The organism is Curtobacterium sp. MCPF17_021 (assembly GCF_003234605.2).
GTDB lineage: Bacteria > Actinomycetota > Actinomycetes > Actinomycetales > Microbacteriaceae > Curtobacterium > Curtobacterium flaccumfaciens.
The window spans coordinates 944,744-969,551 of the sequence record NZ_CP126252.1; the positions used below are offsets into that span (position 1 = coordinate 944,744).

The 24,808-nt window shown below is 69.7% G+C and carries 19 protein-coding genes and 2 riboswitches; of the genes, 13 read left to right on the top strand and 6 right to left on the bottom strand.

All coding sequences use genetic code 11. The features are described from left to right. The first annotated feature begins 37 nt into the window (after positions 1 to 37). A riboswitch (glycine riboswitch) is annotated at positions 38 to 174 on the top strand. Beyond that, positions 175 to 276, top strand: a riboswitch (glycine riboswitch). It abuts the riboswitch before it with no gap. Between the two features lie 49 nt (positions 277 to 325). From gcvT to DEJ29_RS04655, 8 genes are all read left to right on the top strand, one after another. Next, positions 326 to 1,471, top strand: a complete 1,146-nt coding sequence (gcvT, locus tag DEJ29_RS04620; protein ID WP_111094738.1) for a glycine cleavage system aminomethyltransferase GcvT — start codon at positions 326 to 328, stop codon at positions 1,469 to 1,471. A gap of 4 nt (positions 1,472 to 1,475) precedes the next feature. Further along, positions 1,476 to 1,853, top strand: coding sequence for a glycine cleavage system protein GcvH (gene gcvH / locus DEJ29_RS04625; protein WP_111094739.1), 378 nt, complete (start codon positions 1,476 to 1,478; stop codon positions 1,851 to 1,853). Continuing rightward, positions 1,850 to 4,771 carry an aminomethyl-transferring glycine dehydrogenase gene (gcvP, locus tag DEJ29_RS04630; RefSeq protein WP_111094740.1) on the top strand — a complete coding sequence of 974 codons (2,922 nt, stop codon included), beginning with the start codon at positions 1,850 to 1,852 and terminating at the stop codon, positions 4,769 to 4,771. The genes gcvH and gcvP overlap by 4 nt, the downstream gene beginning before the upstream one ends. 531 nt (positions 4,772 to 5,302) lie before the next feature. Continuing rightward, positions 5,303 to 6,928 (top strand): peptide ABC transporter substrate-binding protein, encoded by a 1,626-nt coding sequence (locus DEJ29_RS04635; RefSeq protein ID WP_110864434.1) that lies wholly within the window; start codon positions 5,303 to 5,305, stop codon positions 6,926 to 6,928. Positions 6,929 to 7,149: 221 nt separating this feature from the next. After that, positions 7,150 to 8,079, top strand: coding sequence for an ABC transporter permease (locus DEJ29_RS04640; protein WP_110864435.1), 930 nt, complete (start codon positions 7,150 to 7,152; stop codon positions 8,077 to 8,079). Further along, the gene (locus DEJ29_RS04645) at positions 8,069 to 9,019 is read left to right on the top strand and encodes an ABC transporter permease (RefSeq protein WP_071404174.1); all 951 of its coding nucleotides are present in this window, start codon (positions 8,069 to 8,071) and stop codon (positions 9,017 to 9,019) included. The genes DEJ29_RS04640 and DEJ29_RS04645 overlap by 11 nt, the downstream gene beginning before the upstream one ends. Continuing rightward, a complete protein-coding gene (locus DEJ29_RS04650) occupies positions 9,016 to 10,758 on the top strand; it encodes a dipeptide ABC transporter ATP-binding protein (protein ID WP_111094741.1) in 1,743 nt (580 codons plus the stop codon). Before DEJ29_RS04645 ends, DEJ29_RS04650 begins: the two co-directional genes overlap by 4 nt. A gap of 62 nt (positions 10,759 to 10,820) precedes the next feature. Next, on the top strand, positions 10,821 to 11,327 hold the full coding sequence (locus tag DEJ29_RS04655; RefSeq protein ID WP_071404172.1) for a PH domain-containing protein: 507 nt from the start codon (positions 10,821 to 10,823) through the stop codon (positions 11,325 to 11,327). Between the two features lie 104 nt (positions 11,328 to 11,431). On the opposite strand, the gene DEJ29_RS04660 is transcribed toward DEJ29_RS04655, so the two are convergent. The 3 genes from DEJ29_RS04660 to DEJ29_RS04670 are packed head-to-tail and all read right to left on the bottom strand — an operon-like array spanning position 11,432 to position 15,491. Further along, positions 11,432 to 13,576 (bottom strand): dipeptide ABC transporter ATP-binding protein, encoded by a 2,145-nt coding sequence (locus DEJ29_RS04660; RefSeq protein WP_111094742.1) that lies wholly within the window; start codon positions 13,574 to 13,576, stop codon positions 11,432 to 11,434. Then, complete coding sequence (locus tag DEJ29_RS04665; RefSeq protein WP_083404166.1) at positions 13,569 to 14,507, bottom strand: ABC transporter permease; 939 nt, start codon at positions 14,505 to 14,507, stop codon at positions 13,569 to 13,571. The genes DEJ29_RS04660 and DEJ29_RS04665 overlap by 8 nt, the downstream gene beginning before the upstream one ends. Positions 14,508 to 14,510: 3 nt before the next feature. Then, complete coding sequence (locus tag DEJ29_RS04670) at positions 14,511 to 15,491, bottom strand: ABC transporter permease (protein WP_110864437.1); 981 nt, start codon at positions 15,489 to 15,491, stop codon at positions 14,511 to 14,513. 255 nt (positions 15,492 to 15,746) lie between these two features. On the opposite strand from DEJ29_RS04670, the gene DEJ29_RS04675 reads away from it, so the two are divergent. Next, complete coding sequence (locus DEJ29_RS04675) at positions 15,747 to 17,465, top strand: ABC transporter family substrate-binding protein (RefSeq protein WP_111094743.1); 1,719 nt, start codon at positions 15,747 to 15,749, stop codon at positions 17,463 to 17,465. Positions 17,466 to 17,536: 71 nt separating this feature from the next. Here the strand turns inward: DEJ29_RS04675 and DEJ29_RS04680 are convergent, their stop codons facing one another. The 3 genes from DEJ29_RS04680 to DEJ29_RS04690 all read right to left on the bottom strand — a co-directional run bounded on the left by DEJ29_RS04680 (position 17,537) and on the right by DEJ29_RS04690 (position 19,587). Then, a complete protein-coding gene (locus DEJ29_RS04680; protein WP_181438022.1) occupies positions 17,537 to 18,088 on the bottom strand; it encodes a PH domain-containing protein in 552 nt (183 codons plus the stop codon). A gap of 193 nt (positions 18,089 to 18,281) precedes the next feature. Further along, on the bottom strand, positions 18,282 to 18,761 hold the full coding sequence (locus DEJ29_RS04685) for a peroxiredoxin (RefSeq protein ID WP_111094745.1): 480 nt from the start codon (positions 18,759 to 18,761) through the stop codon (positions 18,282 to 18,284). A gap of 76 nt (positions 18,762 to 18,837) precedes the next feature. Further along, positions 18,838 to 19,587 (bottom strand): CPBP family intramembrane glutamic endopeptidase, encoded by a 750-nt coding sequence (locus DEJ29_RS04690; RefSeq protein WP_035807570.1) that lies wholly within the window; start codon positions 19,585 to 19,587, stop codon positions 18,838 to 18,840. A gap of 121 nt (positions 19,588 to 19,708) precedes the next feature. On the opposite strand from DEJ29_RS04690, the gene typA reads away from it, so the two are divergent. The 4 genes from typA (at position 19,709) to DEJ29_RS04710 (ending at position 24,795) form a co-directional block, all read left to right on the top strand. Continuing rightward, positions 19,709 to 21,631, top strand: coding sequence for a translational GTPase TypA (gene typA, locus DEJ29_RS04695; RefSeq protein ID WP_027464562.1), 1,923 nt, complete (start codon positions 19,709 to 19,711; stop codon positions 21,629 to 21,631). 100 nt (positions 21,632 to 21,731) lie between these two features. Next, positions 21,732 to 22,925 (top strand): amidohydrolase, encoded by a 1,194-nt coding sequence (locus DEJ29_RS04700; RefSeq protein ID WP_220037326.1) that lies wholly within the window; start codon positions 21,732 to 21,734, stop codon positions 22,923 to 22,925. 117 nt (positions 22,926 to 23,042) lie between these two features. Next, positions 23,043 to 23,591, top strand: a complete 549-nt coding sequence (locus tag DEJ29_RS04705; RefSeq protein ID WP_110864442.1) for a hypothetical protein — start codon at positions 23,043 to 23,045, stop codon at positions 23,589 to 23,591. Between the two features lie 19 nt (positions 23,592 to 23,610). Then, the gene (locus tag DEJ29_RS04710; RefSeq protein ID WP_111094747.1) at positions 23,611 to 24,795 is read left to right on the top strand and encodes a PIG-L family deacetylase; all 1,185 of its coding nucleotides are present in this window, start codon (positions 23,611 to 23,613) and stop codon (positions 24,793 to 24,795) included. The last annotated feature ends 13 nt before the right edge of the window (positions 24,796 to 24,808 follow it).

Genomic DNA, 24,808 nt, shown 5'->3' on the forward strand with positions numbered 1-24,808 from the left:
GGTATGCTCGTCGCGGACAACTGAACACACCGGCCGCTCATCCGTCGCGGGAGACGCCGTGCAGTGCTTTCGGGTACGTCGTGCCCTCGGGTACGTCGCACCCTCGGGCGCACGCACGGCACCGAAGGAGCAATCCCCCCGTCAATCTCTCAGGTCCCACACCGCAGCGGACAGGCCACTCTGAAAAGCAGACGCTCGGTCGTCTCGCCCACGGTGAAAGCCGCCGGACCTCACGGGCCGCGGTGAAACTCTCAGGCCCATGACAGAGGGGGAGTTCCACCCGGCGATCGTCGCCGGGCCCTGCCGATGCCAGGAGAACTCCGCCATGAGTCCGTCCCCACTGCCCACGCCGGGTCAGCGTTCGTCGCCGCTCGAAGCCGTCCACGAGGCCGCCGGCGCGACCTTCACCGACTTCGCCGGCTACCGCATGCCCGTGCGCTACTCGTCGGACCTCGCCGAGCACCACGCCGTGCGCCAGGCCGCCGGGGTCTTCGACCTGTCGCACATGGCCGAGATCGGGGTGACCGGCACCGACGCCGTCGCCTTCCTGGACCACGCGCTCGCCGGGTCCTTCGGCACGATGCCGATCGGCCGCGCCAAGTACTCGCTGCTGCTCGCCGAGGACGGCGGGATCCTCGACGACCTGGTCGTCTACCGGACCGACGACGACGTGTTCCTCGTCGTCGCGAACGCCGCGAACCGCGACGTCGCCGTGACCGCGCTGACGGCCCGGGCCGAGGGCTTCGACGTCGGGGTCTCCGACGACTCCGACACCACGGCACTCGTCGCCGTCCAGGGCCCCGCGGCCGCCGGGACGCTCGACGCCCTCGTCGTCGCCGACCGCCTGCAGCCCGAGACCCCGCTCGACGAACTCGGCTACTACCGCGTGCTGCACGCGCTGTTCGACGGTGCCGACGTGCTCGTCGCGCGGACCGGGTACACCGGCGAGGACGGCTTCGAGGTCTACACCGACCCGGACACCGCCCCGGTGCTCTGGGACGCCCTGCTCGAGGCCGGTGCCGACCGCGGCGTCGTCCCCGCCGGGCTCGCCGCGCGCGACACCCTGCGACTCGAGGCCGGCATGCCCCTCTACGGGCACGAGCTCGGCACCGACGTCCGTCCGGCCCAGGCCGGCCTCGGCCGCGTCGTCGCCAAGGACGGCGACTTCGTCGGTGCGTCCGGCGTCACCCCGTCCGCGGACGCCCGCGTGCTCGTCGGCCTGGTGACCGAGGGCCGCCGTGCTCCCCGCGCGGGCTACGACGTCGTGCTCGACGGCACGGTCGTCGGCACCGTGACCTCGGGCGCGCTCTCGCCGACGCTCGGCCACCCCGTCGCGATGGCCTTCGTCGACCCGGCCGCGCTCGCCGCCGTGTCGGACGGGGCACAGGTCCTCCACATCGACGTCCGCGGGACTGCCGTCCCCAGCACGGTCTCCGCGTTCCCCTTCTACCGCCGCGCCTCGAAAGGCTGACCCCATGACCGACCAGACCGCACTCCAGTACACGGCCGACCACGAGTGGCTGCTCGTCGAGGGCGACACCGTCACCGTCGGCATCACCGACCACGCCGCCGAGCAGCTCGGTGACGTCGTCTACGTCGAGCTCCCCGCCGTCGGCACCGCCACCACCGCGGGTGACCAGATCGGCGAGATCGAGTCGACCAAGAGCGTCGGCGAGCTCTTCGCCCCGATCGAGGGCGAGGTCGTCGCGGTCAACGACGCGGTCGTCGACACCCCCGACACCGTCAACCAGGACCCGTTCGGTGCCGGCTGGCTCGTGAAGATCAAGGTCGACGGCACCTCGTTCCCCGAGGACCTGATGGACCACGACGCGTACCGGGCCTCCATCGCATGACCGCGTTCGAGAACCTCCAGACGTCGTTCGCCGACCGCCACATCGGCACCACCCCGGCGGACCAGCAGGCCATGCTCGACGTCGTCGGGCAGCCGTCGCTCGACGCCCTGGTCCGTGCGGCGATCCCGGAGTCCATCCACGTCGGCCCCGTCGCCGACCCGGTGATCCCGGCCGCCGTCGGCGAGACCGAGGCGCTCGCCGAGCTCCGCGCGAAGGCCGGCCGCAACACCGTCCGTCGCGCCATGATCGGCCTCGGCTACCACGGCACCCACACGCCCGCGGTGATCCAGCGCAACGTGCTCGAGAACCCGAGCTGGTACACGGCGTACACGCCCTACCAGCCGGAGATCTCGCAGGGCCGCCTCGAAGCGCTCATCAACTTCCAGACGATGGTGTCCGACCTGACCGGCATGGCCACCGCCGGCGCCTCGATGCTCGACGAGGGCACCGCCGTGGTCGAGGGCATGCTCCTCGCCCGCCGCGCGTCCAAGGTCAAGGGTGACGCGTTCCTCGTCGACGCCGACCTGCTGCCGCAGACCCGTGCACTGCTCGACCACCGTGCCGACGCCGTGGGCATCACGCTGCGCGCGTTCGACGCTGCCGACGGCCCGAGCGACGACCAGCTCGACGGCGCGTTCGGCGTCATCCTGCAGTACCCGGGCGCCTCGGGCCGCATCGTCGACCCGTCGTCCGTCATCGAGCGGGTCCACGCCGGTGGCGGCATCGCCGTCGTCGCGGCCGACCTGCTCGCGATGACCCTGCTCGCCAGCCCCGGCGACCTGGGTGCCGACGTGGCCGTCGGGACGAGCCAGCGCTTCGGCGTCCCGCTCGGCTTCGGCGGCCCGCACGCCGGCTACCTCGCGGTGCGCGCCGGCCTCGAGCGCCAGCTCCCCGGTCGCCTGGTCGGGGTGTCCTTCGATGCCGACGGTCAGATGGCCTACCGCCTCAGCCTGCAGACCCGCGAGCAGCACATCCGCCGCGAGAAGGCGACGAGCAACATCTGCACCGCGCAGGTCCTGCTCGCCGTGATGGCCTCGATGTACGCGGTGTACCACGGGCCCGAGGGCCTGCGGTTCATCGCCGGTCGGGTCGCGCGGACCACCGGTGCACTCGCCGCCGTGGCGCGTGACGCCGGGGTCGAGGTCGTGCACGACGCCTTCTTCGACACGCTCACCCTGCGGGCCGTCGGTCGCGCCGAGGCGATCGTCGCGGCAGCGCAGGACGCCGGCTACCTGCTGCACGTCGTGGACGCCGACACGTTCCAGCTGTCCGTCGACGAGACGACCACGCCCGACGACGTCGTGGCGCTGGCGAACGTGCTCGGGGCGGTGGACGTGACCGTCCCCGCGACCGAGACCGCCGTGCGCGACGCGGCCACGGGCCTCCCGGCCGCCCTGCAGCGTGAGAGCGACTACCTGACGCACCCCGTGTTCAGCGCACACCGCAGCGAGACCCGCATGATGCGGTACCTCAAGCACCTGTCCGACAAGGACTACGCGCTCGACCGCGGCATGATCCCGCTCGGCAGCTGCACGATGAAGCTCAACGCGGCGACCGAGATGGCTGCCGTGACCTGGCCGGAGTTCGCGAACATCCACCCGTTCGCACCGCGCGAGGACGTCGAGGGGTACCTCGACATGATCGGCGACCTCGAGTCGTGGCTCGCCGAGGTCACCGGCTACGACACCGTGTCCCTGCAGCCGAACGCCGGCAGCCAAGGTGAGCTCGCCGGCCTGCTGGCCATCCGTGGGTACCACCAGGCTCGTGGCGACGAGGACCGGACGGTCTGCCTCATCCCGTCGAGCGCGCACGGCACGAACGCGGCGTCCGCGGTGCTCGCCGGCATGAAGGTCGTCGTGGTGGCCTGCGACGAGAACGGCAACGTCGACCTCGAGGACCTCCGGGCCCGTGTCGCCGCCAACGCCGACACCCTCGCGGCCCTGATGATCACGTACCCGTCCACCCACGGCGTCTACGAGCACGACATCCGCGAGATCTGCGACGCCGTGCACGACGCCGGCGGCCAGGTCTACGTCGACGGCGCGAACCTCAATGCGCTGCTCGGGCACGCCCGCTTCGGTGACTTCGGCGGCGACGTTTCGCACCTCAACCTGCACAAGACCTTCTGCATCCCGCACGGCGGTGGTGGCCCCGGCGTGGGACCCGTCGCCGCGAAGGCACACCTGGCACCGTTCCTGCCCGGTCACCCGTTCGCGCAGCAGGCCGACCGGCGCTCCGGTGCGACCGCCGCCGAGGCGGACGACCGCCTAGCCCACGCCGGCGGCCCGGTCAGTGCGGCGCCGTACGGCAGCCCGAGCATCCTGCCGATCACGTGGACGTACGTCCGGATGATGGGGCTCGAGGGCCTCACCCGTGCGACCGAGGCCGCGGTCCTCGGGGCGAACTACATCGCGGCCCGTCTGCGTGATGCGTTCCCCGTGCTGTACACGGGCGACGACGGACTGGTCGCGCACGAGTGCATCCTCGACCTCCGCCCGCTGCGCGACACCACCGGCATCACGGTCGACGACGTCGCGAAGCGCCTGGTCGACTACGGGTTCCACGCGCCGACGATGTCGTTCCCGGTGGCGGGCACGCTCATGGTCGAACCGACCGAGAGCGAGGACCTCGCCGAGCTCGACCGCTTCGTCGACGCCATGCTCGCGATCCGGGCCGAAGCTGCAGCGGTCGAGCGCGGGGAGTGGCCGGCGGACGACAACCCGCTCGTGCACGCGCCGCACACCGCCTCGTCGGTGATCTCGGGGGAGTGGGCGCACGCCTACACCCGCGAGCAGGCCGTCTACCCGTTGCCGGGCATCAGCGGCCGGAAGTACTGGCCGCCGGTGCGTCGCATCGACCAGGCGTACGGGGACCGCAACCTGGTGTGCGCCTGCCCGCCGATCGAGGCGTTCGCCTGATCCCGAGGGGCGCCGACACCCCGTCGTCGCCGCGCGCTCCGTCGCCGAGCGCCCCGTGCCCCGTCCGGTCCGCCGGGCGGGGCACGGTCGTGTCCGGGTCTGGCGGGGCGACCCGGGCGACCCCGGGCGGTCAAGACACCCCGCTCAGTTCCGCCGAGCAGTCACGAACCGTCGTCCGGACCCGCTCCCACCGACAGATCGTGACCACTCGGCGCGCCACCCACGGCAAGTTGTGACCGCTCGACACAGCCCCTCAGCCGTACGCCTGAGCGATGCTCGGGCGGTCCCCGACTTGCACAGAAGTGTGCCGCGGTGCAACGGATTTCATGCACATGCAACAAAAACGCACCCTTCACCGGCACGCGCGCGAATGTTGCATCTTGTCGCAAGGATCGTGCAAGTTGGTTACCGGCGTGTAACCGTTCGCCCCTGGGTTTGGACGCCGCTGTTCACCTTGCCTACGCTGCAAAGGTCAAACGCGCCCGGGTGACACCGCTGTGCCCTTGCGCGTCCCATGCACCAGGAGGAACCTTGATCAAGAAGCGCGCCGGGCTTTCCGCCCTCGCCGTGCTCGGGGCCACAGCACTCGCCCTGACCGCCTGCTCCAGCAACAGCTCCGACGGGGGTGGCTCGGGCTCGGCGAACGCGTCCGGGATCGTCACCACCAACGGCAGCGAACCCCAGAACCCGCTGATCCCGTCGAACACCACCGAGACCGGTGGCGGCAAGATCATCGACTCGCTCTTCGAGGGTCTCGTCTCGTACGACGCCGACGGCAAGCCGGTCAACGAGGTCGCCAAGAGCATCGACACCGATGACTCGAAGACGTTCGACATCACGCTGAACACCGGCTACACCTTCACCAACGGCGAGAAGGTCACGGCCGAGTCGTTCACCAAGGCGTGGAACTGGGCAGCCCAGAAGTCGAACGCCCAGGGCGCCAGCTACTTCTTCGAGAACATCGAGGGCTACAACGCCGACAAGGACTCCGAGCTCACCGGCCTCAAGGTCGTGGACGACGACGAGTTCACCGTCACGCTGAAGTCGGCGCAGTCCGACTTCCCGCTGTCGCTCGGCTACTCGGCGTTCGTGCCGCTGCCGTCGGCGTTCTACGACGACACCAAGGCCTTCGGTGAGAACCCGATCGGCAACGGTCCGTACAAGCTCGACGGCAAGAAGGCCTGGACCCACAACCAGTCCATCAAGCTCGTCACCAACAAGGACTACGAGGGCAAGCGCAAGCCGAAGAACGGTGGTCTCACGATCACGTTCTACGCCTCGCAGGACACCGCGTACTCCGACGCCCAGGGCGGCAACCTCGACGTCCTCGACGCCGTGCCGGACAGCGCGTTCAAGACCTACAAGTCCGACTTCCCGGACTCGAACGTCAACCAGCCCGCCGCGATCTTCCAGGCGATCTACCTGCCCTACTACCTCGACCACTGGAAGGGTGAAGAGGGCAAGCTGCGTCGCGAGGCCGTCTCGATGGCGATCAACCGCAAGCAGATCACCGACAAGATCTTCGACGGCACCCGCACCCCGGCCAAGGACTTCACCTCCCCGGTGATCGCCGGCTGGAACGACGACCTCGACGGTTCGGACGTCCTGGACTACGACGAGTCCGAGGCCAAGAAGCTCTGGGCCGAGGCCGACAAGATCTCGAAGTACGACGACACGCTCACCATCACGTACAACGCCGATGGTGGCCACGAGGCCTGGGTGACCGCGGTCACGAACTCGATCTCGAACACGCTCGGCATCAAGGCCGAGGGCAACGCGATCCCGACGTTCCAGGAAGCCCTGGACCTCCAGACGAACGACAAGCTCACGGGCGGCAGCCGCACCGGTTGGCAGGCCGACTACCCGTCGCTGTACAACTTCCTCGGCCCGACCATGGGTGAGGGCTCGTCGAACAACTACTCGCGGTACGACTCCAAGGAGTACAACGAGCTGCTCGCCAAGGGCCGTTCGGCTGCGACCGTCGAAGAGGGCAACAAGTCCTTCGACCAGGCACAGGAACTCCTGTTCGAGGACCTGCCCGAGATCCCGCTCTGGTACTCCAACGTGACCGGTGTCTGGAACGCGGACAACGTGTCGAACGTCAAGTTCGGCTGGAACTCGGTGCCGCTGTACTACGACATCGAGGTCAAGAACTGATCCAGGTCTCCTAGAGACCGAAGCGCGAGCAGGTATCCTGCTTCGCGATCACCGGACGGGGGTTCGGGGACCGCACAGGTCCCCGAACCCCCGTACCACGGTGGCAACACCCCCACACAGCGGGCGCCCTCCCGCACCGGACATCCGTGCCGACCCTCGGACCGTCCACCCCTCACCACAATGAACCTGATCGACATCGCTCCGGACCGGGCAGTGATCTGATGCTCTGGTACCTCGGCAAGCGCCTCCTGCAACTCATCCCCGTGTTCTTCGGGGCCACGTTCCTCATCTACTTCCTGGTCTTCTCGCTGCCCGGCGACCCGATCGCCGCGCTGTTCGGCGACCGGCAGCCGTCGCCGCAGGTCATCGAGACGCTGCGTCAGCAGTACAACCTCGACAAGCCGTTCATCGTGCAGTACCTGCTCTGGATCGGCGGCGTGTTCCGCGGCGACCTCGGCGTGACCTACTCGGGTCTGCCGGTCAGCCAGCAGCTCGCATCGGCCTTCCCGATCACCGCGCGCCTGGCGATCCTCGCGCTCGTGTTCGAGGCCGTCGCCGGCATCGTCGTCGGCGTCGTCGCGGGTCTGCGCAAGGGCAAGCTGTTCGACGCCACCGCGCTCGTCGTGTCGCTCCTGCTCATCTCGGTGCCGACCTTCGTCGTCGGGTTCGTGCTGCAGTACGTCTTCGGCATCAAGCTCGGGCTGTTCCGCGTCACGGTGTCCGGCGAGGCGCCGTGGAGCGAACTCGTCCTGCCGGCGATCGTCCTCGCCTCGGTCTCGTTCGCGTACATCGTGCGTCTGACCCGGGCCAGCGTCGCCGAGAACATGAGCGCCGACTTCGTGCGCACAGCCACGGCCAAGGGCCTGCCCCGCCGTCGTGTCGTCGGCGTGCACATCTTCCGGAACTCGCTCATCCCCGTGGTGACCTACCTGGGCGTCGACATCGGCAACCTGATGGTCGGCGCGATCGTGACCGAGGGCATCTTCAACATCAACGGTGTCGGCGGCACGGTGTTCCGCGCCGTCAAGCTCGGCGAAGGCCCGACGGTGGTCTCCTTCGTCGCCGTGATGGTCATCATCTTCATGCTCGCCAACCTCCTGGTGGACCTGCTCTACGCCGTCCTGGACCCGAGGATCCGCTATGCCAAGTAACGCCGCACCCCGCTCGGCGACGCACTACGTCGCCCCGCTCGAAGAAACCCCCCTGCAGGCGGTCGACCAGGTCAACGAGGACGAGAAGACCCGTTCCCTGTGGACCGACGCCTGGGAGTCCATGCGGACCCGCCCGACGTTCTGGATCTCCTCGATCCTGATCCTGCTGATCATCGTCGTCGCGGTCTTCCCGGGGCTCTTCGCCCACGTCGACCCGCGCGCGTCGAACCTCGACAACAGCGATGGCGGGCCCGAGGCCGGGCACATCCTCGGCTTCACGCGTCAGGGCTCGGACGTCTACGCCCGCGTGATCTGGGGTGCCCAGAACTCGCTCATCGTCGGCATCGTCGCGACGATCCTGGTGTCGATCGTCGGAATCGTGATCGGTTCCCTGGCCGGCTTCTACGGCGGCTGGCTCGACACGATCGTGTCCCGCATCGGTGACATCTTCTTCTCGATCCCCACCGTCCTCGGTGCGATCGTGATCATGTCGGTCATCCCCGCGCGGAACGCGATCACCGTCGCGCTCGTCCTCGCTGCGTTCGCGTGGCCCCAGATCGCCCGCATCATGCGTGGCGCCGTGCTGAGCGCCAAGCAGGCGGACTACGTCATGGCGTCGGCGGCCCTGGGTGTCAACCGGTTCCGGACGCTCGTGCGTCACGTCATCCCGAACTCGCTGGCTCCGGTCATCGTGGTCGCGACCGTGTCGCTCGGCACGTTCATCGTCGCCGAGGCGACGCTGTCGTTCCTCGGCATCGGTCTGCCGCCGTCGGCCCTGAGCTGGGGCCTCGACATCGGCACCGCCCAGACATCGATCCGCACGAACCCGTCGACGATCTTCTGGCCGTCGGCAGCCCTGTCCATCACCGTGCTCGCGTTCCTGCTCCTCGGTGACGTGGTGCGCGACGCGCTCGACCCGAAGGCGAGGGCCCGCCGATGAGCGAGACACTGACCCAGACGAACAGCAGCCGCACCGGTGGTTCCGGCGCACCGCTGCTCGAGATCACCGACCTGCAGGTCGGCTTCAAGACCCAGAGCGGCCTCGTACAGGCCGTCCGCGGCGTCAACCTCACCCTCGAGCAGGGCGAGCGCCTGGCCATCGTCGGCGAGTCCGGTTCGGGCAAGTCGACGAGCGCCCAGGCGATCATCAAGCTGCTCCCCGGCACCGGTGAGGTCACCGGCGGCTCGATCAAGTTCAACGGGCGCGAGCTCGTCGGGCTGAGCGACAAGGAGATGTCGGAGATCCGCGGGAAGGAGATCGGCTACGTCCCCCAGGACCCGATGTCGAACCTCAACCCGCTGTGGTCGATCGGCTTCCAGGTCGAAGAGGCGATCCGTGCGAACGGCATGGCGACCGGCAAGAAGGCCGTCCGTGACCGTGCCGTCGAGGTCCTGCAGGAGGCCGGCCTCGGCGACGCCTCGACCCGCCTGAAGCAGTACCCGCACGAGTTCTCCGGCGGCATGCGCCAGCGCGTGCTCATCGGTATCGGTCTGTCGAGCCGCCCGCAGCTGCTCATCGCCGACGAGCCGACGAGTGCGCTCGACGTCACCGTCCAGCGCGTCATCCTCGACCACCTCGAGAGCCTGACCCGCGACTTCGGCACCTCGGTGCTGTTCATCACGCACGACCTCGGCCTCGCCGCCGAGCGCGCCGAGAAGCTCGTCGTGATGTACAAGGGCCAGGTCGTCGAGGCCGGTCCCTCGAAGGAGATCCTGGCCAACCCGCAGCACCCGTACACGCAGCGGCTCGTCGCGGCGGCACCGTCGCTGGCCAGCCGTCGCATCCAGTCGAAGGTGCAGCACGAGCGGGTCGACATCGCCGACGCCGGCAACGACGACGCCGAGTTGATCGCCCGGGCCCAGGAGCGCGAGCACCGTCCGGCCGAGGACCTCATCGTGGTGAAGAACCTCGAGAAGGTCTACAAGCTGCGCGGCAAGAGCCTCGCCACCCGCGAGCTCAAGGCCGTCGACGACGTGTCGTTCTCGATCCAGAAGGGCACCACCACGGCGCTCGTGGGCGAGTCCGGTTCGGGCAAGTCGACCGTCGCCAAGCTCGTCCTGCAGCTCGAGAGCATCACGAGCGGCACCGTGCAGTTCGACGGCATCGACATCGGCGCGCTGAAGGGCAAGGACCTCTTCGACTTCCGCCGCCGCGTGCAGCCGGTGTTCCAGGACCCGTACGGGTCCCTGGACCCGATGTACAACGTCGGGAACACGATCGCCGAGCCGCTCGCCACGCACAAGGTGGGCGACAAGGCCTCGCGTCGCGCCCGGGTGCTCGAGTTGCTCGACCAGGTCGCGCTGCCGAAGTCGATGGTCAACCGCTACCCGAACGAGCTGTCCGGTGGCCAGCGACAGCGCATCGCCGTCGCCCGCGCGCTGGCGCTCAAGCCGGAGGTCATCGTCCTCGACGAGGCCGTCTCCGCGCTCGACGTGCTCGTGCAGGGGCAGATCCTCGACCTGCTCACCGAGCTGCAGACCGAGCTCGGCCTGACGTACCTGTTCATCACGCACGACCTCGCGGTCGTCCGCCTCGTCGCGGACAACGTGTGCGTCATGCGCCGTGGGCAGATCGTCGAGAAGGCGACGACCGACGAGGTCTTCGCCGCCCCGAAGGAGCAGTACACGAAGGACCTCCTGGCCGCCATCCCCGGCGCCGGGTTCGAGTTCGGACGCTGATCCACCTGGACACGAACGAGGCCGGACGCCCCGTCGTCCTCCGCGCTGGTCGCGGGGGCGCGGTGGCGTCCGGCCTCGTCGCCGTCCTGGGGCTGTTCCTGCTCGGCGATGCGGCGTTCCGGGGCAGCTGGGACGTCGTCCTCCGCGCCGCCGGCCCGATCGCCGTGCTCGTCTGGGCGCTCTGGGTCCTGACCTACCGCCCGTGCATCGTCATCGACGAGCGCGCGGTCACCGTGGTCAACCCGCTCCGCCGTACCGTGGTGCCGTGGCAGGCCGTCGCCGACGTGCGGCTCCGCTGGCAGATCGTGATCGAGACGGTCGCCGGCCGGAAGGTCCAGTGCTGGGGCGGGCCGTCGCTGCCGCGGCCGAAACCGGCCCGGCGCGGTGAGCGGGCCGTCCTACGACAGCCCGATGAGATGACGGTGCTGCTCGACCGCTGGTCCGAACACCGCGACGGCACCGGCGCCGGCGACGCCGTGCGCGGCTGGGACGTGCCGGCCCTGGCGGTCGGCGCAGCGGCGCTGGCGCTGCTCGCCGCTTCGCTGCTCAGCCTGTGGCTCGGAGCCTGACGCGGCTCACGATCGCGACCACACGACGGACGGGAGGCCCGGTACCAGCTGGTACCGGGCCTCCCGTCCGTCTGCTGGTCACGTCCACGGCGTGACCGGCGTCGTCAGACGACCGCGCCGACCCGCTCGGTGAGCAGGTGCTCCTGGTCGGTCTGGATGCAGGCGACACCGCGGCCGTGCACGGGCTCGAGACCCGGGTCGATCGTGCGGCACTGCTCCTGCCGGCCCTCGTCGAGGAGCTGGTAGAGCGGGCAGCGCGTGCGGAACCGGCAGCCGTCGATGCGCTCCGTGGGGGAGGGCAGGTCGCCGTCGAGCAGGATGCGCCCGCGGGCGGCCTCGGCCATGGGGTCCGGCACCGGCACGGCCGACAGCAGGGCTCGGGTGTACGGGTGCTGCGGGTCCGAGAAGACCGCGTCGCCGTCGCCGTACTCGACGATGCGGCCGAGGTACATGACCGCGACGTCGTCGGCGATGTGCCGGACGACGGACAGGTCGTGCGCCACGATCAGGTAGGACAGCCCGAGGCGGTGCTTGAGGTCCTCGAGCAGGTTGATCACACCGGCCTGCACCGAGACGTCGAGCGCGGAGACCGGCTCGTCGAGCACCAGGATCTTCGGCTCCACGATGAGTGCTCGGGCGATGCCGATGCGCTGCCGCTGGCCGCCGGAGAACTCGTGCGGGTACCGGTCGATGTAGCTCGGCTCGAGCCCGACCAGCTCGAGGACCTCGCGCACCCGCCGGCGGATCTCGTCCTTCGCGACGCCGTGCACGGTGAGGGGTTCACCGATCACCGAGCCGATGTCGAGGCGCGGGTCGATCGACGCCATCGGGTCCTGGAACACGACCTGGATGTCGCGGCGCAGTGCCAGACGGTCCTTCTTGGACAGCGAGGCGGTGTCGACGCCGTTCACCCGGATGGTGCCGTGCTGGGCCCCGGCGAGCTCGAGGATCTCCATGATGGTGGTCGTCTTGCCGCAGCCGGACTCGCCGACCAGACCGAGCACCTGGCCGCGCTTGAGCGTCAGGGAGATGCCGTCCACCGCGTGCACCTCGCCGATCTGCCGGCGGAAGAGCGCGCCCTTGGTGAGCGGGAACGTCTTGACGACGTCCTGCAGCTCGAGCACGACCTCGTCGCCGTGGTCGACCGCTGCCTCGGGGACGTCCTCGGGGCGGGGGAAGATCTCCGAGCGCTCGAGGGTGCCCGCGGCGATCTCGTCGCGACGGATGCACGCGGCGGTGTGGTCGTCGAGCAGGGTGCCGTTGCCGATCGTCTGGACGGCGCCGGTCAGGACCGGGTTGTCGGCGCTCTGCGGCACCGACGGTGCGACGAGGGCGGGTTCGCCGTCGCGGCACGCGTCGATGACGGCGGGGCAGCGGTCGGCGAACGGGCAGCCGGTCGGCTTCTGCGTGAGCAGGGGCGGGCGGCCGTCGAGCGGGACGAGCCGCTCGGTGCGGGCGGACGTCATGTTCGGCATCGAGCGGAGCAGCCCGATCGTGTACGGCATCACCGGTTCACGGAACAGGGGGAGCACCGGCGCCGTCTCGACGATCCGGCCGGCGTACATCACTGCGACGCGGTCGGCGTTGCCGGCGACGACGCCGAGGTCGTGGGTGATGAGCACGACGGCCGCACCCGTCATGTCCTTGGCGGTCTGCAGCACGTCGAGGATCTGCGCCTGGATCGTCACGTCGAGCGCCGTGGTGGGCTCGTCCGCGATGATCAGCTTCGGGTCGTTCGCGATTGCGATGGCGATCATCGCGCGCTGGCGCATGCCGCCGGAGAACTCGTGCGGGAACGCGTCGAGTCGTCGCGCCGGGTTCGGGATGCCGACGATGCGCAGGAGTTCCTCGGCGCGGGTGCGTGCGGCGTGCTGGGTGAGGGAGCGGTCGTGCAGGCGCAGGCCCTCGATGATCTGCTGGCCGATCGTGTACACCGGCGTCAGGGCCGACAGCGGGTCCTGGAACACCATCGCGATGTCCCGGCCGCGCAGCGCGGACATCTCGCGGTCGTTCCGGCCGACGAGCTCCTGCCCATCGAACCGGATGCTGCCCTGCACCTGGGCGGACGACGGCAGCAGACCCATCACGGCCATCGAGGACACCGATTTGCCGGAGCCAGACTCGCCCACGATGCCGAGGAACTCACCGGGTGCCACCGAGTAGTCGACACCCCGGACGGCGTAGACGGGCTTGGTCTTCGGGTTGAACGTGACCGACAGGTCGGACACGGTGAGCAGCGGCTCAGTCACGGTTTGCTCCGGAGGTGGGGTCGATGGCGTCGCGCAGGGCGTCGCCGAGCAGGCTGGTCGAGAGCACGGTGGCGACGAGCGTCGCGGCGGGCAGGACGAAGAGCCACGGACGGGTGACGGCGGACTGGCTTCCGGCGGCGAGCAGGGTGCCGAGCGACACGTCGGGGATCTGGATGCCGAAGCCGAAGAAGCTCAGCGAGCTCTCCGCCAGGATCGCGGCGCCGACGCCGAGGGTGGCGTCGATGATGAGAAGCGATGCCACGTTCGGCAGGATGTGCCGTCGGATGATCGTGAACGCCGGGACGCCCATGAACCGGGCGGCCTTGACGTAGTCGCGCTCACGCAGGGACATCGTCTGCCCGCGGATCACCCGGGCCATCACCATCCAGCTGAACACCGCGAGCCCGACGATGAGGGCCACCCACGTCAGGTTCTTGAACACCGGGCTGAGCAGCACGAGCGCGTAGAACGACGGGATCACGAGCAGCAGGTCGATCACCCACACGAGCAGCCGGTCGGTGACGCCGCCGAAGTACCCGGCGATCGCGCCGACGATGCCGGCGATCAGGGTCGCTGCCGGTCCGGCGATCAGGCCGATGAGCAGCGACTTCTGCAGGCCGACCAGGGTCTGCGCGTAGATGTCCTGGCCGATGTCGTTCGTGCCGAACCAGTGCGCGGCGCTCGGCGGCATGCCGAACGCCAGGCCGTCGGAGTCGACGGCGTTCCAGTGGTACAGGTACGGGCCGAGGAACGCCCAGAGGATGATGAGGAGCAGGGCGCTGCCGCCGATGCGCGCGCGCCAGGTGCCGAACACCTTGCGCCAGAGCGGGGTCCGGCCGCCCTTCACCTCGATGACGTGCGCCGGCGTGCCGGCGTTGCCGTCGCCGGGGTCACCGGCGGTGGTCGTGGTCGTGGGGTCGAGAACAGACACGGGTCACACCCTCACTCGCGGGTCGAGCGCGGCGTACAGCAGGTCCGCGAGGGTCCCTGCGATGAGCACGAGGATCGCCGTGAAGAGGATCGTGCCCGACGCCGCGTTGATGTCGTTGTTGCTGATGCTCTGGACGAAGTACTCGCCCATGCCGTGCCAGCTGAAGACCAGCTCGGTGATGCTCGCGCCGGTCAGGATGAGTCCGAACGAGTACGCGAAGAAGGTCGACATCGGGATGAGGGCGACCCGCACACCGTGGCGCATGATCGCCGAGCCGCGGGTGCGGCCCTTCGACCGTGCGGTCCGGATGAAGTCGTTCGACAGCACGTCGAGCATCGCCGAGCGCTGGTAGCGCGAGTAGGTGGCGACGGCGCCGATGGTCAGCGAGATCGTCGGTAACAACAGGTGCACGAGCCGGTCGCCGAGCACCGGGAAGAACCCGGTCACCCCCGGCGTGTACTCGCCGGTGAACCGGATCACCTGCGTCCCCACGCCCTGGTTGAGCGTGGTCGCGAGGATCATCAGCACGACCGCGATGACGAAGGTCGGGGTGGCGAGCACAGCGAACGACAGGTACGTCGACACCTGGTCGGAGGTGCGGTACTGCCGGACCGCGTTCCAGACGCCGAGGAGCACCCCGAGGATCGCGCCGAGCAGTGTGCCGATCACGAGCAGCCGCAGGCTCGTCCCGGAGCGGGCGATGATGTCGGCCGTCACCTCGGTGCCGCGGGTGCTCATGCCCAGCGAGCCGTGCGTCACCAGCCCGACCCACCAGTCCCAGGTGCGGACGAGGAGCGGGGTGTCCGGATCGGCGCCGAGCTTGCGGAGCGACGCCTGGATGGTGCCCGGCGGCACGGCCGGGTTGCGCCCCAGGAACCGGGCTGCCGGGTTGAGCGTCGTGCTGGCGAGGATGTACCCGAGCGTGGTCGCCACGATCGTCAGGACGATGTAGTTGACGATCCGCTTTGCGATGAAGGCGAGCATGTGGTTCGTGACCTCTGGGTGCGGCCGTCCGACCGGACGGCGTTGTCGGTGGCGACAGGCTAGCCGTTCGAGCGACTGGGTGGGACAACGGAAGTGACGCTATGCAACATTCGTTACGAGCGTGTTTCGATTCATCGCACAGACCCTTGTGCCGCCTTCGGATGTGGCTAGGGTTCTCAACCAACAGGCGCGACGGCGGGGGCCGCCGCGGTCCAGCGCGATCTGCGCGAACCACAACGAAAGGGAATCCTCGCCATGCGAAAGAGGATCAAGGGCATCGCCGCCCTGGCCACCGCTGCGGCAGCTGCCGTCGTGCTGGCAGGCTGCTCCGGCGGCGGAGAAGCGGGCGGCGACAACTCCGCGGTCGCCGAGTCGTCGCTGAAGTCGACCGGCTGGACCGTCGCGGACCGCGCGGACGTCAAGGACGGCGGGTCGATCACCCTGCCGATCGACACCGCTCCGGCGAACTGGCAGCTGCTCAACCTGGACTCGGGGACCGTCGACGACACGACGATCTCGCAGACCTACCTGCCGAGCTTCATCCAGTTCAAGGAGAACGGTGAGTGGGAGGCGAACAAGGACTACGCGACGTCCGTCGAGCTGACCAAGGACTCGCCCCAGACCGTCGAGATCAAGATCAACCCGAAGGCCGTGTGGTCGGACGGCACCCCGATCAGCGCGAAGGACGTCATCGCGAACTGGAAGGCGCTGAACGGCTCCGACAAGGCCTTCGCGCCGCTGTCCACCAACGTGTGGGAGGACGTGGACTCGGTCAAGCAGGGCTCCGACGAGCGTGACGTCATCATGACGTTCTCGAAGACCAACGCCGACTGGGCGAGCGTCTTGACCGCCATCTACCCGTACTGGGCCGTCGACACCCCGGACCACTTCAACAAGGCCTGGGCCAAGGCGCCGTACGCCGCCGACGGCAAGACCTACGTCTCCGGTGGTCCGTACATCCTGAAGTCCTTCGACACCAACGGTGGCGTCGTGACCTTCGAGAAGAACTCCAAGTGGTGGGGTGACGAGGGCAAGCTCGACACGATCGTCTTCAAGACGGTCTCGCGTGACGGCGTCGCCCAGGCGTACGGCAACAAGGAGCTCGACGCGTTCAACCTGAACGGCAGCGCCGACAACCTCAAGACGGCGAACTCGCGGTCCGACTCGAAGATCGAGCGCTCGCTCGGCACCACGCAGCGTCAGATCACGCTGAACGGCACCTCGGACGTCTTCAAGGACCAGGACGTGCGCCAGGCGTTCGCACAGGCCATCAACCGCAAGGTCGTGGCCCAGGCGATCCTGTCGCCGGTGAAGAGCCCGGGCGACGTGCTCAACAACCTCGTCTACCTGCCCGGACAGCAGGGCTACGAGGACGACGCGTCGAGCGTCTACGGCTACAGCACCGACAAGGCGAAGTCGAAGCTCGAGGACGCCGGCTGGAAGATCGGTTCGGACGGCTACGCGACCAAGGGCGGCAAGGAACTCGACGTCCGCTTCGTGATCCCGTCGGACAACCCGAACTCGGCGAACGTCGCGCAGCTCGTGCAGCAGCAGACCAAGCTCGCCGGCTTCAAGGTGACCATCGACACCGTGCCCACCGACGACTTCTTCACGAAGTACATCACCACGACGACGCGTGACTTCGACGCCACGTACTTCGCGTGGCAGGGCACGCCGTTCCCGATCTCGTCGCTGAAGTCGATCTACTACCCCGCCGACGCCGGCCAGAACTACTCCGGCGTGACGGACGACTCGCTCGGTGCCGCGTGGGACAAGGCGAACGGCGAGCTCGACCCGGATGCCCGCATCAAGGACGCGCAGGCCATCGACAAGAAGATCGTCGCGGTCGCCGGCACCATCCCGCTGTTCGCCGAGCCGTACGCCTGGGGTGTGCGCAAGGACCTGGTGAACTACGGTCCGGCGCAGTTCCAGCAGTCCTCGGTCAAGTGGCAGGACGTCGGCTACACGAAGTAGTCGCCGCCCCGTTCACGAACGACACCCCCGACGTCGCACGACGTCGGGGGTGTCGTTCTGCTGCGTGACCGCTAGAACCGTGCCGCCGCCAGCGACGCCGCGACCCCGAGGACGACCATCGCCAGGATCGTCCAGCCGTGGGTGCGGTGCGTGATCGGCGCAGCCGTCACGGTCGACGGAGGTGGGCCGTCCTGCTCGGCCGGGGCGGGCACGTGGGCCAGCATCCGCGCGGCCGCAGCATCGACGTCCAGGTGATCCGGGCCTCCCGGCTGGTCACCGCTGTGCGCGGCGAGGCGCGCCGTCGGGCGGGTCGCGATCCAGACGCGGCGGACGCCCTCGCTGGTGACCACCTCGATGCCGTACTTCGTGCGCACCTCGCTGATGCGGGACCAGGTGTAGGTGCTGGTCCGCCGGACGTCCACGATGCGCAGGTGCTCCGGCGTCAGCTCGATCCGGGGACGCCAGAGCGCTGCCCAGGCGACGAACGCGACGGCGATGCTCGGGATCGGCACGAGCCAGGGGGCGCCGCCGCCGAGCAGGGCCAGTGGGACGAGCACGACGGCCACGACCCAGAGGACGACGGCGAGGGCGCGCAGGCCGGGGGCGACGATGGTGGTGGGCACCGGACGAGGGTACGAGATGCCTCCCCGGAGACGCCCGGGGAGCGGGTGTGACACACCGGCGCGTATCTCCGGACGACCCGATTCCCCGGGGAGGCAGATCCTGGACGGACCCTCGTGCCGTCAATGGTCGTCGCCCCCAGTTGGGGTGTCAATACCCCATCGCGACGCATTCAGGGGAATCCCACGCCGGGGGCTACGAAACGAGCAGTTCGATCTGTTCGCGGATGGTCTCGGCCTTCGGGAACCGCAGACCGACCAGACCGATGTGCCGCCACCGGACCACGCCGTCGGGGCCGATCACGAAGACCGACCGACGCAGGCCGATGCCCGGGGCCTGCACCCCGTACGCGCGGATCACCGAGCCCGCGGTGTCGCTGAGCAGCGGGAACGCGAGCGAGGACCCGCGGGCGAACCCCTCGTGCGAGTCGAGTGCCTGCGGGCTGATGCCCCACACGGTCGCGCCGAGGTCGGTGAACTCGTCGAGTTCGGCCTGGTAGCTGCAGAGCTGGGCCGTGCAGACCGCCGTCGCGTCGCCCGGGTAGAAGGCCAGCACCACGGTGCGGCCGATCTCGGCGGACAGGTCGTACTCGTCGTCGGTGCGGACGCCGCCGCGCACGACCATCCCCGGCAGGGTGAACGACGGGGCGGACTCGCCGATCGCGGGGATGCTCATGCGTCTCACGGTAGGGCGGCCCGGCGGTGGTTGCCCCTCGGCGCGCTGAGTGGGGGCTGTGGATGCGCTCCGCGGCCTACGAGAACAACTGCGGGAACGCGTGCGCCACCCAGGGGTACCCGACGAAGACCACCGCGTCGAGCAGTGCGTGCGTGATGACGAGCGGCAGGAGTCGGCCCCACCTCGTGTAGATCCAGCCGAACACGACGCCCATCACCGCGTTGCCGATGAACGCCCCGAACCCCTGGTACAGGTGGTAGCTGCCGCGCAGCAGAGCGGTCGACAGGATCATCTGCCAGCGGCCCCAGCCCAGGTCGCCGAGACGGGCGTAGAGGTACCCGATCACGATCACCTCTTCCTGCAGGCCCGAGCGGATCGCGGACAGGAGCAGGACCGGGACCGTCCACCAGTACGAGTTGAGCGCGGCAGGGTCGACCGCGACGGTGATGCCGAGCGCCCGCCCCGCGAAGTACAGCGCGAGCCCCGGGATCCCGATGCACAGGGCGATGAGCGCCGGGCCGCCCAGGTCCGGCTTCGCCCGGAACCGGTCGATCCCGAGCCGGCCGAGGTGTGGTCGCGACGTGCTCCACAGCAGGTAGCAGACGAGCGCGACCGGGGCCAGGTCCACCGCGATGCCGAGGAGCTGCCGGGCGAGGTCGACGTACTGCACCGTCGTCGACGAGGTGTTCAGCGCCGTCGACTGCTCGCCGAGCGGGGTCGTCTGGGACAGGTCGTCGATGATCTGCAGGATCGAGTAGAGGGCGCTGGCACCGAGCGAGAGCAGCAGGACGATGGTGATCTCGACCCACGTTCGCCGACGGCTCATGCGCTGTACTCCTGTCGCTTGCGAACTACCGGTAGACTGGCGTGTCGGGCGTTCTGCCCACGGGTGCGGTGCTGTGAAAACACTGGCCCGACACTCTCCCAGAAATTGAAGGATGTCCTGTATGGCGCTCGCCACCCGGTCCGACCTGCGCAACGTCGCCATCGTGGCACACGTCGACCACGGCAAGACCACCCTCGTCGACGCGATGCTCACGCAGACCAACTCGTTCGACGCCCACTTCGAGGGCGAAGACCGCATGATGGACTCGAACGACCTCGAGCGCGAGAAGGGCATCACGATCCTCGCGAAGAACACGTCGGTGCTCTACAACGGCAAGCACGCGACCGAGTTCGGCGCGGACGGCCCCATCACCATCAACGTGATCGACACGCCCGGTCACGCCGACTTCGGTGGTGAGGTCGAGCGCGGCCTCTCCATGGTCGACGGTGTCGTGCTGCTCGTCGACGCCTCCGAAGGTCCCCTGCCCCAGACCCGCTTCGTGCTGCGCAAGGCGCTCGCCGCGAAGCTCCCGGTGATCCTGCTCGTCAACAAGACGGACCGGCCCGACTCCCGCATCGACGAGGTCGTCTCCGAGTCCCAGGACCTGCTCCTCGGCCTCGCCTCCGACCTGTCGGACGAGGTCGACGACCTCGACCTCGACGCGATCCTCGACGTCCCGGTGGTCTACGCCTCGGGTCGCAACGGCGCCGCGTCGCGCAACAAGCCGAACGACGGCGAGCTGCCCGACAACGACGACCTCGAGCCGCTGTTCGAAGCGATCCTCCAGCACGTCCCGGCCCCGAAGTACGACGACGAGCACCCGCTGCAGGCGCACGTCACGAACCTCGACGCCTCCCCGTTCCTCGGTCGCCTGGCGCTCCTGCGCATCTTCCACGGCACCATGAAGAAGGGCCAGACGGTCGCGTGGGTCAAGCACGACGGCACCGTCGTCAACGCCCGCATCACCGAGCTCCTCATCACGAAGGCGCTCGACCGCTACCCGGCCGAGTCGGCGGGCCCCGGTGACATCGTCGCCGTCGCCGGCTTCGACACGATCACCATCGGCGAGACCCTGACCGACCCCGAGGACGTCCGCCCGCTGCCGACCATCACGGTCGACGACCCGGCGATCTCGATGACGATCGGCACGAACACCAGCCCGCTCGTCGGCAAGGTCAAGGGTCACAAGCTGACCGCCCGCATGGTCAAGGAGCGCCTCGACCGCGAGCTCGTCGGCAACGTCTCGCTCAAGGTCCTCGACATCGGCCGCCCCGATGCGTGGGAGGTCCAGGGCCGTGGTGAGCTCGCACTCGCCATCCTGGTCGAGCAGATGCGTCGCGAGGGCTTCGAGCTCACCGTCGGCAAGCCGCAGGTGGTCACGAAGCGTGACGAGAACGGCAAGCTGCAGGAGCCGTACGAGCACATGACGATCGACACGCCGGAGGAGTACCTCGGCGCGATCACGCAGCTCATGGCCGCTCGCAAGGGCCGCATGGAGAACATGACGAACCACGGCACCGGCTGGGTGCGCATGGAGTTCATCGTCCCGTCGCGCGGTCTGATCGGCTTCCGCACGTCCTTCCTCACGGAGACCCGCGGCACCGGCATCGCCAACGCGATCTTCCACGGCTACGACGAGTGGGCCGGCGCGATCCAGACCCGCATCAACGGCTCGATCGTCTCCGACCGCTCCGGTGTGGTGACGCCGTTCGCCATCACGAACCTCCAGGAGCGGATGTCGTTCTTCGTCAACCCGACCGAAGAGGTCTACGAGGGCATGGTCATCGGCGAGAACTCGCGCGCCGACGACATGGACGTGAACATCACCAAGGAGAAGAAGCTCACCAACATGCGGTCGGCCAACGCCGACACGTTCGAGTCGATGACGCCGTCGCGTCAGCTCTCGTTGGAGGAGTGCCTCGAGTTCGCCCGTGAGGACGAGTGTGTCGAGGTCACCCCCGCCGCCGTGCGCATCCGCAAGGTCGAGCTGGACGCCTCGGCTCGCCAGCGCTCCTACGCGCGTCTCAAGCGCCAGGACGCGTAAGCACCAGCACGAGCAACACGCGCGGAGGCCCGTCCTCCGTCCGACGGCCCGGTCACCTGCAACAGGTGGCCGGGCCGTTCGCGGTTGTACCGTGGTCAGCGTGACTCTCGACCTGCTCTCGATCTACCAGGACCTGCACGCCCACCCGGAGCTCGGCTTCCAGGAGCACCGCACCGCCGGTGTCATCACTGCGAAGCTCGCCGAGATCGGTGGGATCGAGGTGACGACGGGCGTCGGCGGCACCGGCGTCGTCGGTGTCGCGTCGAACGGCGAGGGCCCCGTGGTCTGGCTCCGCGCCGACATGGACGGCCTGCCCGTGCAGGAACGCACCGGCCTGTCCTACGCCAGCGAGCACGTCGGCATCGATGACGAGGGCCGCGAGGTCCCGACCATGCACGCCTGCGGCCACGACATCCACGTCACGTGGCTGCTCGGCACGCTGGAGCGCCTGGTCGCCACCACGGGGGACTGGCGCGGCACGGTCGTCGCCGTCTTCCAGCCTGCTGAGGAGGTCATCTCCGGCGCCCGCGCGATGGTCGAGGACGGCCTGGCCGAGCGGTTCCCGAAGCCGGACGTCGTGCTCGGGCAGCACTCCGCGCCCGCACCGGTCGGCATCGTCGCGGTCGGCACCGGCCCCGTGATGGCGTCGAGCGACCGGCTGACGGTGACCTTCAACGGTCGTGGGGCGCACGGTTCGGCACCGCAGGCCTCGCTCGACCCGGTCGTCACCGCGGCCTCGGCCATCGTGCGGCTGCAGACGGTCGTCGCCCGCGAGGTCTCGCCGAGCGACGCGGGGGTCGTCACCGTCGGCAGCTTCCACGCCGGCACGCGGGCGAACATCATCCCCGACGAGGCCGTGATCGAGATCTCGACCCGGGCCCGCAACGAGGAGACCCGCCAGCGCATCATCGCCTCGATCGAGCGCATCGTCCGGGCCGAGAGCACGGCCGGAGGCCTGTCCGAGCCGACGATCGTGCGCGCGCCGGGCGCCGAGGTCACCGTGAACGACGCCGAGGCCGCCGCCACCGTGCTCGAGGCCATCCGCGCCGAGGTGCCGGGAGCCCGCGACCTGGAGATCGGGCTCGCCATGGCGTCGGAGGACGTCGGCCAGCTCGCCACCGCCGCCGGAGCGCCGCTCGTGTACTGGTTCACGGGCATCACCGACCCGGAGCGCTTCCGCCGCGGCGAGGAGATCCCGAGCAACCACTCGCCGTTCTACGCGCCGCAGGCCGAGACCGCGATCCCGGTCGGCGTCGACGCCCTGGTCGCGGCGACGCGCGCCTACGTCGCCTGACACGTTCTTCGGGAAGGAGGCCCGGGGCGGCCCCGCCGCGCACGTGACCGCCCCGGGGGCGGCACGTTCACAGCCAACTCGCGCCGGGCCTCCCGGCTCGTCCGTTACGGTCGCGCCATGCGTTCCCTCCGTACCCCGCTGATCGCCGCCGTCGCTGCCGGCATCGCCCTGGCCGGACTCACCGGCTGCTCGACCCAGGCCGTGCAGCAGGCCACCGACCTCGGGTCCTCCGTCGCGTCGAACGTCGCCGACGGGATCGCGGGCATCGACGGCAAGGCGATCCAGGACGGCATGTCCTCGGTCGCCGGCGGCATCGACGGCGCGCTCGACACGGCGCTCAAGGGTGCCGATGTGACCTCCGACGGCAAGGTGCCGGACGGGTTCCCGTCGGCCGACGTCCCGCTCGTCGACGGCACCGTGCTCGGTGGGGGAGCCGGACCGAACGGCTCGGGGTGGGTCGCGCAGGTCCGGGCGGCCTCCGTCGATGACTTCCAGGCCGCTGTCCAGCAGCTCACCGACGCCGGGTACACCGAGTCGGCCAAGCGTGCGGACTCGTCGAGCGCGTTCGGCATGTTCCGGAGCGACGCCTACCGCGTCGTCCTGACCTTCTCGGAGACCAAGGACAGCGGCGGCGTCACGGCGACCTACATCGTCACGCCCCGCTAGTCCCGTACCCTTGGGGACGATGTCGAAGGTCCCCGCCACGCGCCCCGAGCGCGTCCTGATCGTGCACGCCCACCCCGACGACGAGACGCTCTCGTCGGGCGGGACCATCGCGACCCTGCTCGAGCGCGGCGCCGAGGTGACCGTGCTCACCGCGACCCGGGGCGAGCGCGGTGAGATGCTCACGGAGCAGTTGGCCCCGCTGGCGGGCGACCCCGCGCGGGTGGCACGGCACCGGGAGACCGAGATCGATGCGGCCCTCGCCGCCCTCGGCGGGCCGCAGCACCTGTGGCTCGGCGGGCGCGGTGCGCGGCCGACCGACCTGCCGGAGCGTCGCTACGTCGACTCGGGCATGCAGTGGGGCCCGGACGGGCGGGCCACCGCCGCGGACGACGCCTCGCCGGACTCGCTGACGGCGGCCGACCTGGGCGAGGTCGTCGACGACGTCCGCGCCGCGATCCGCTCCTCCGGTGCCGACGCCGTGATCAGCTACGCCGACGACGGCGGCTACGGGCACCCTGACCACGTGCGGATGCACCACGCGGCGCAGTACGCGGCCCGTGCCGAAGAGGTCCCGTTCTCGACGATCGTCGACCCCGCCAGCGGCCAGGCCGACGTCACGGTCGACGTCCTGCCGGTCCGGGCCAAGGTGCGTGCGGCCGTCGAGCAGTACCACTCCCAGGTCGCCGTCGACCCCGTGGACCCCGCCGACCCCGCGGCCCTGTCGTGGGTGATGCCGCACGGCGTCCGGCAGCACGCCCCGGCGGTCGAGGCGTTCCGGCACGACGCGGCCCCGCAGCCGGCGGCGCCGCAGACCTACGCCGAGATGTCCGGCCAGGGCAAGGCCGCGGCGGTCGTCGTCTCGCTGCTGCTCGGGCTGCTCGCCGGTGGCCTCGGGACGGTCACACACCAGCAGACGCTCGGCGCGTTCCCGGTCGGGCTCGTCGTCACCACCCTCATCGTGCTCGGCCTGACCGTGGGCGTGCGGCTCGTCTACCGCTCGCGGGCGATGGTCGCCGCGATCGGCATCGGGATCCTCGTCGCGACGCAGGTGCTCGTGTCGGTCGGCGGGGAGAGCTCGCCGCTCGTCCTCGCCAACGCGGCCGGGTACGTCTGGACCTTCGCCCCCGCGGTCATCGCAGCCCTGGTCCTCGCGTGGCCGGACCTGTCGGGGCTGCGGTCCCGGACGGCCCCGGGCCGCGAGTAGACTCGAAGCCGCT

Excerpts from the sequence above, each read along its gene's own strand:
- gcvP (WP_111094740.1), top strand. The coding sequence starts at position 1,850 with ATGACCGCGTTCGAGAACCTCCAGACGTCGTTCGCCGACCGCCACATC.
- DEJ29_RS04670 (WP_110864437.1), bottom strand. The coding sequence starts at position 15,491 with ATGCTCGCCTTCATCGCAAAGCGGATCGTCAACTACATCGTCCTGACG.
- DEJ29_RS04685 (WP_111094745.1), bottom strand. The coding sequence starts at position 18,761 with ATGAGCATCCCCGCGATCGGCGAGTCCGCCCCGTCGTTCACCCTGCCG.
- DEJ29_RS04650 (WP_111094741.1), top strand. The coding sequence starts at position 9,016 with ATGAGCGAGACACTGACCCAGACGAACAGCAGCCGCACCGGTGGTTCC.
- DEJ29_RS04710 (WP_111094747.1), top strand. The coding sequence starts at position 23,611 with ATGTCGAAGGTCCCCGCCACGCGCCCCGAGCGCGTCCTGATCGTGCAC.
- gcvT (WP_111094738.1), top strand. The coding sequence starts at position 326 with ATGAGTCCGTCCCCACTGCCCACGCCGGGTCAGCGTTCGTCGCCGCTC.
- DEJ29_RS04675 (WP_111094743.1), top strand. The coding sequence starts at position 15,747 with ATGCGAAAGAGGATCAAGGGCATCGCCGCCCTGGCCACCGCTGCGGCA.
- DEJ29_RS04705 (WP_110864442.1), top strand. The coding sequence starts at position 23,043 with ATGCGTTCCCTCCGTACCCCGCTGATCGCCGCCGTCGCTGCCGGCATC.
- DEJ29_RS04645 (WP_071404174.1), top strand. The coding sequence starts at position 8,069 with ATGCCAAGTAACGCCGCACCCCGCTCGGCGACGCACTACGTCGCCCCG.
- DEJ29_RS04690 (WP_035807570.1), bottom strand. The coding sequence starts at position 19,587 with ATGAGCCGTCGGCGAACGTGGGTCGAGATCACCATCGTCCTGCTGCTC.
- gcvH (WP_111094739.1), top strand. The coding sequence starts at position 1,476 with ATGACCGACCAGACCGCACTCCAGTACACGGCCGACCACGAGTGGCTG.
- DEJ29_RS04640 (WP_110864435.1), top strand. The coding sequence starts at position 7,150 with ATGCTCTGGTACCTCGGCAAGCGCCTCCTGCAACTCATCCCCGTGTTC.
- typA (WP_027464562.1), top strand. The coding sequence starts at position 19,709 with ATGGCGCTCGCCACCCGGTCCGACCTGCGCAACGTCGCCATCGTGGCA.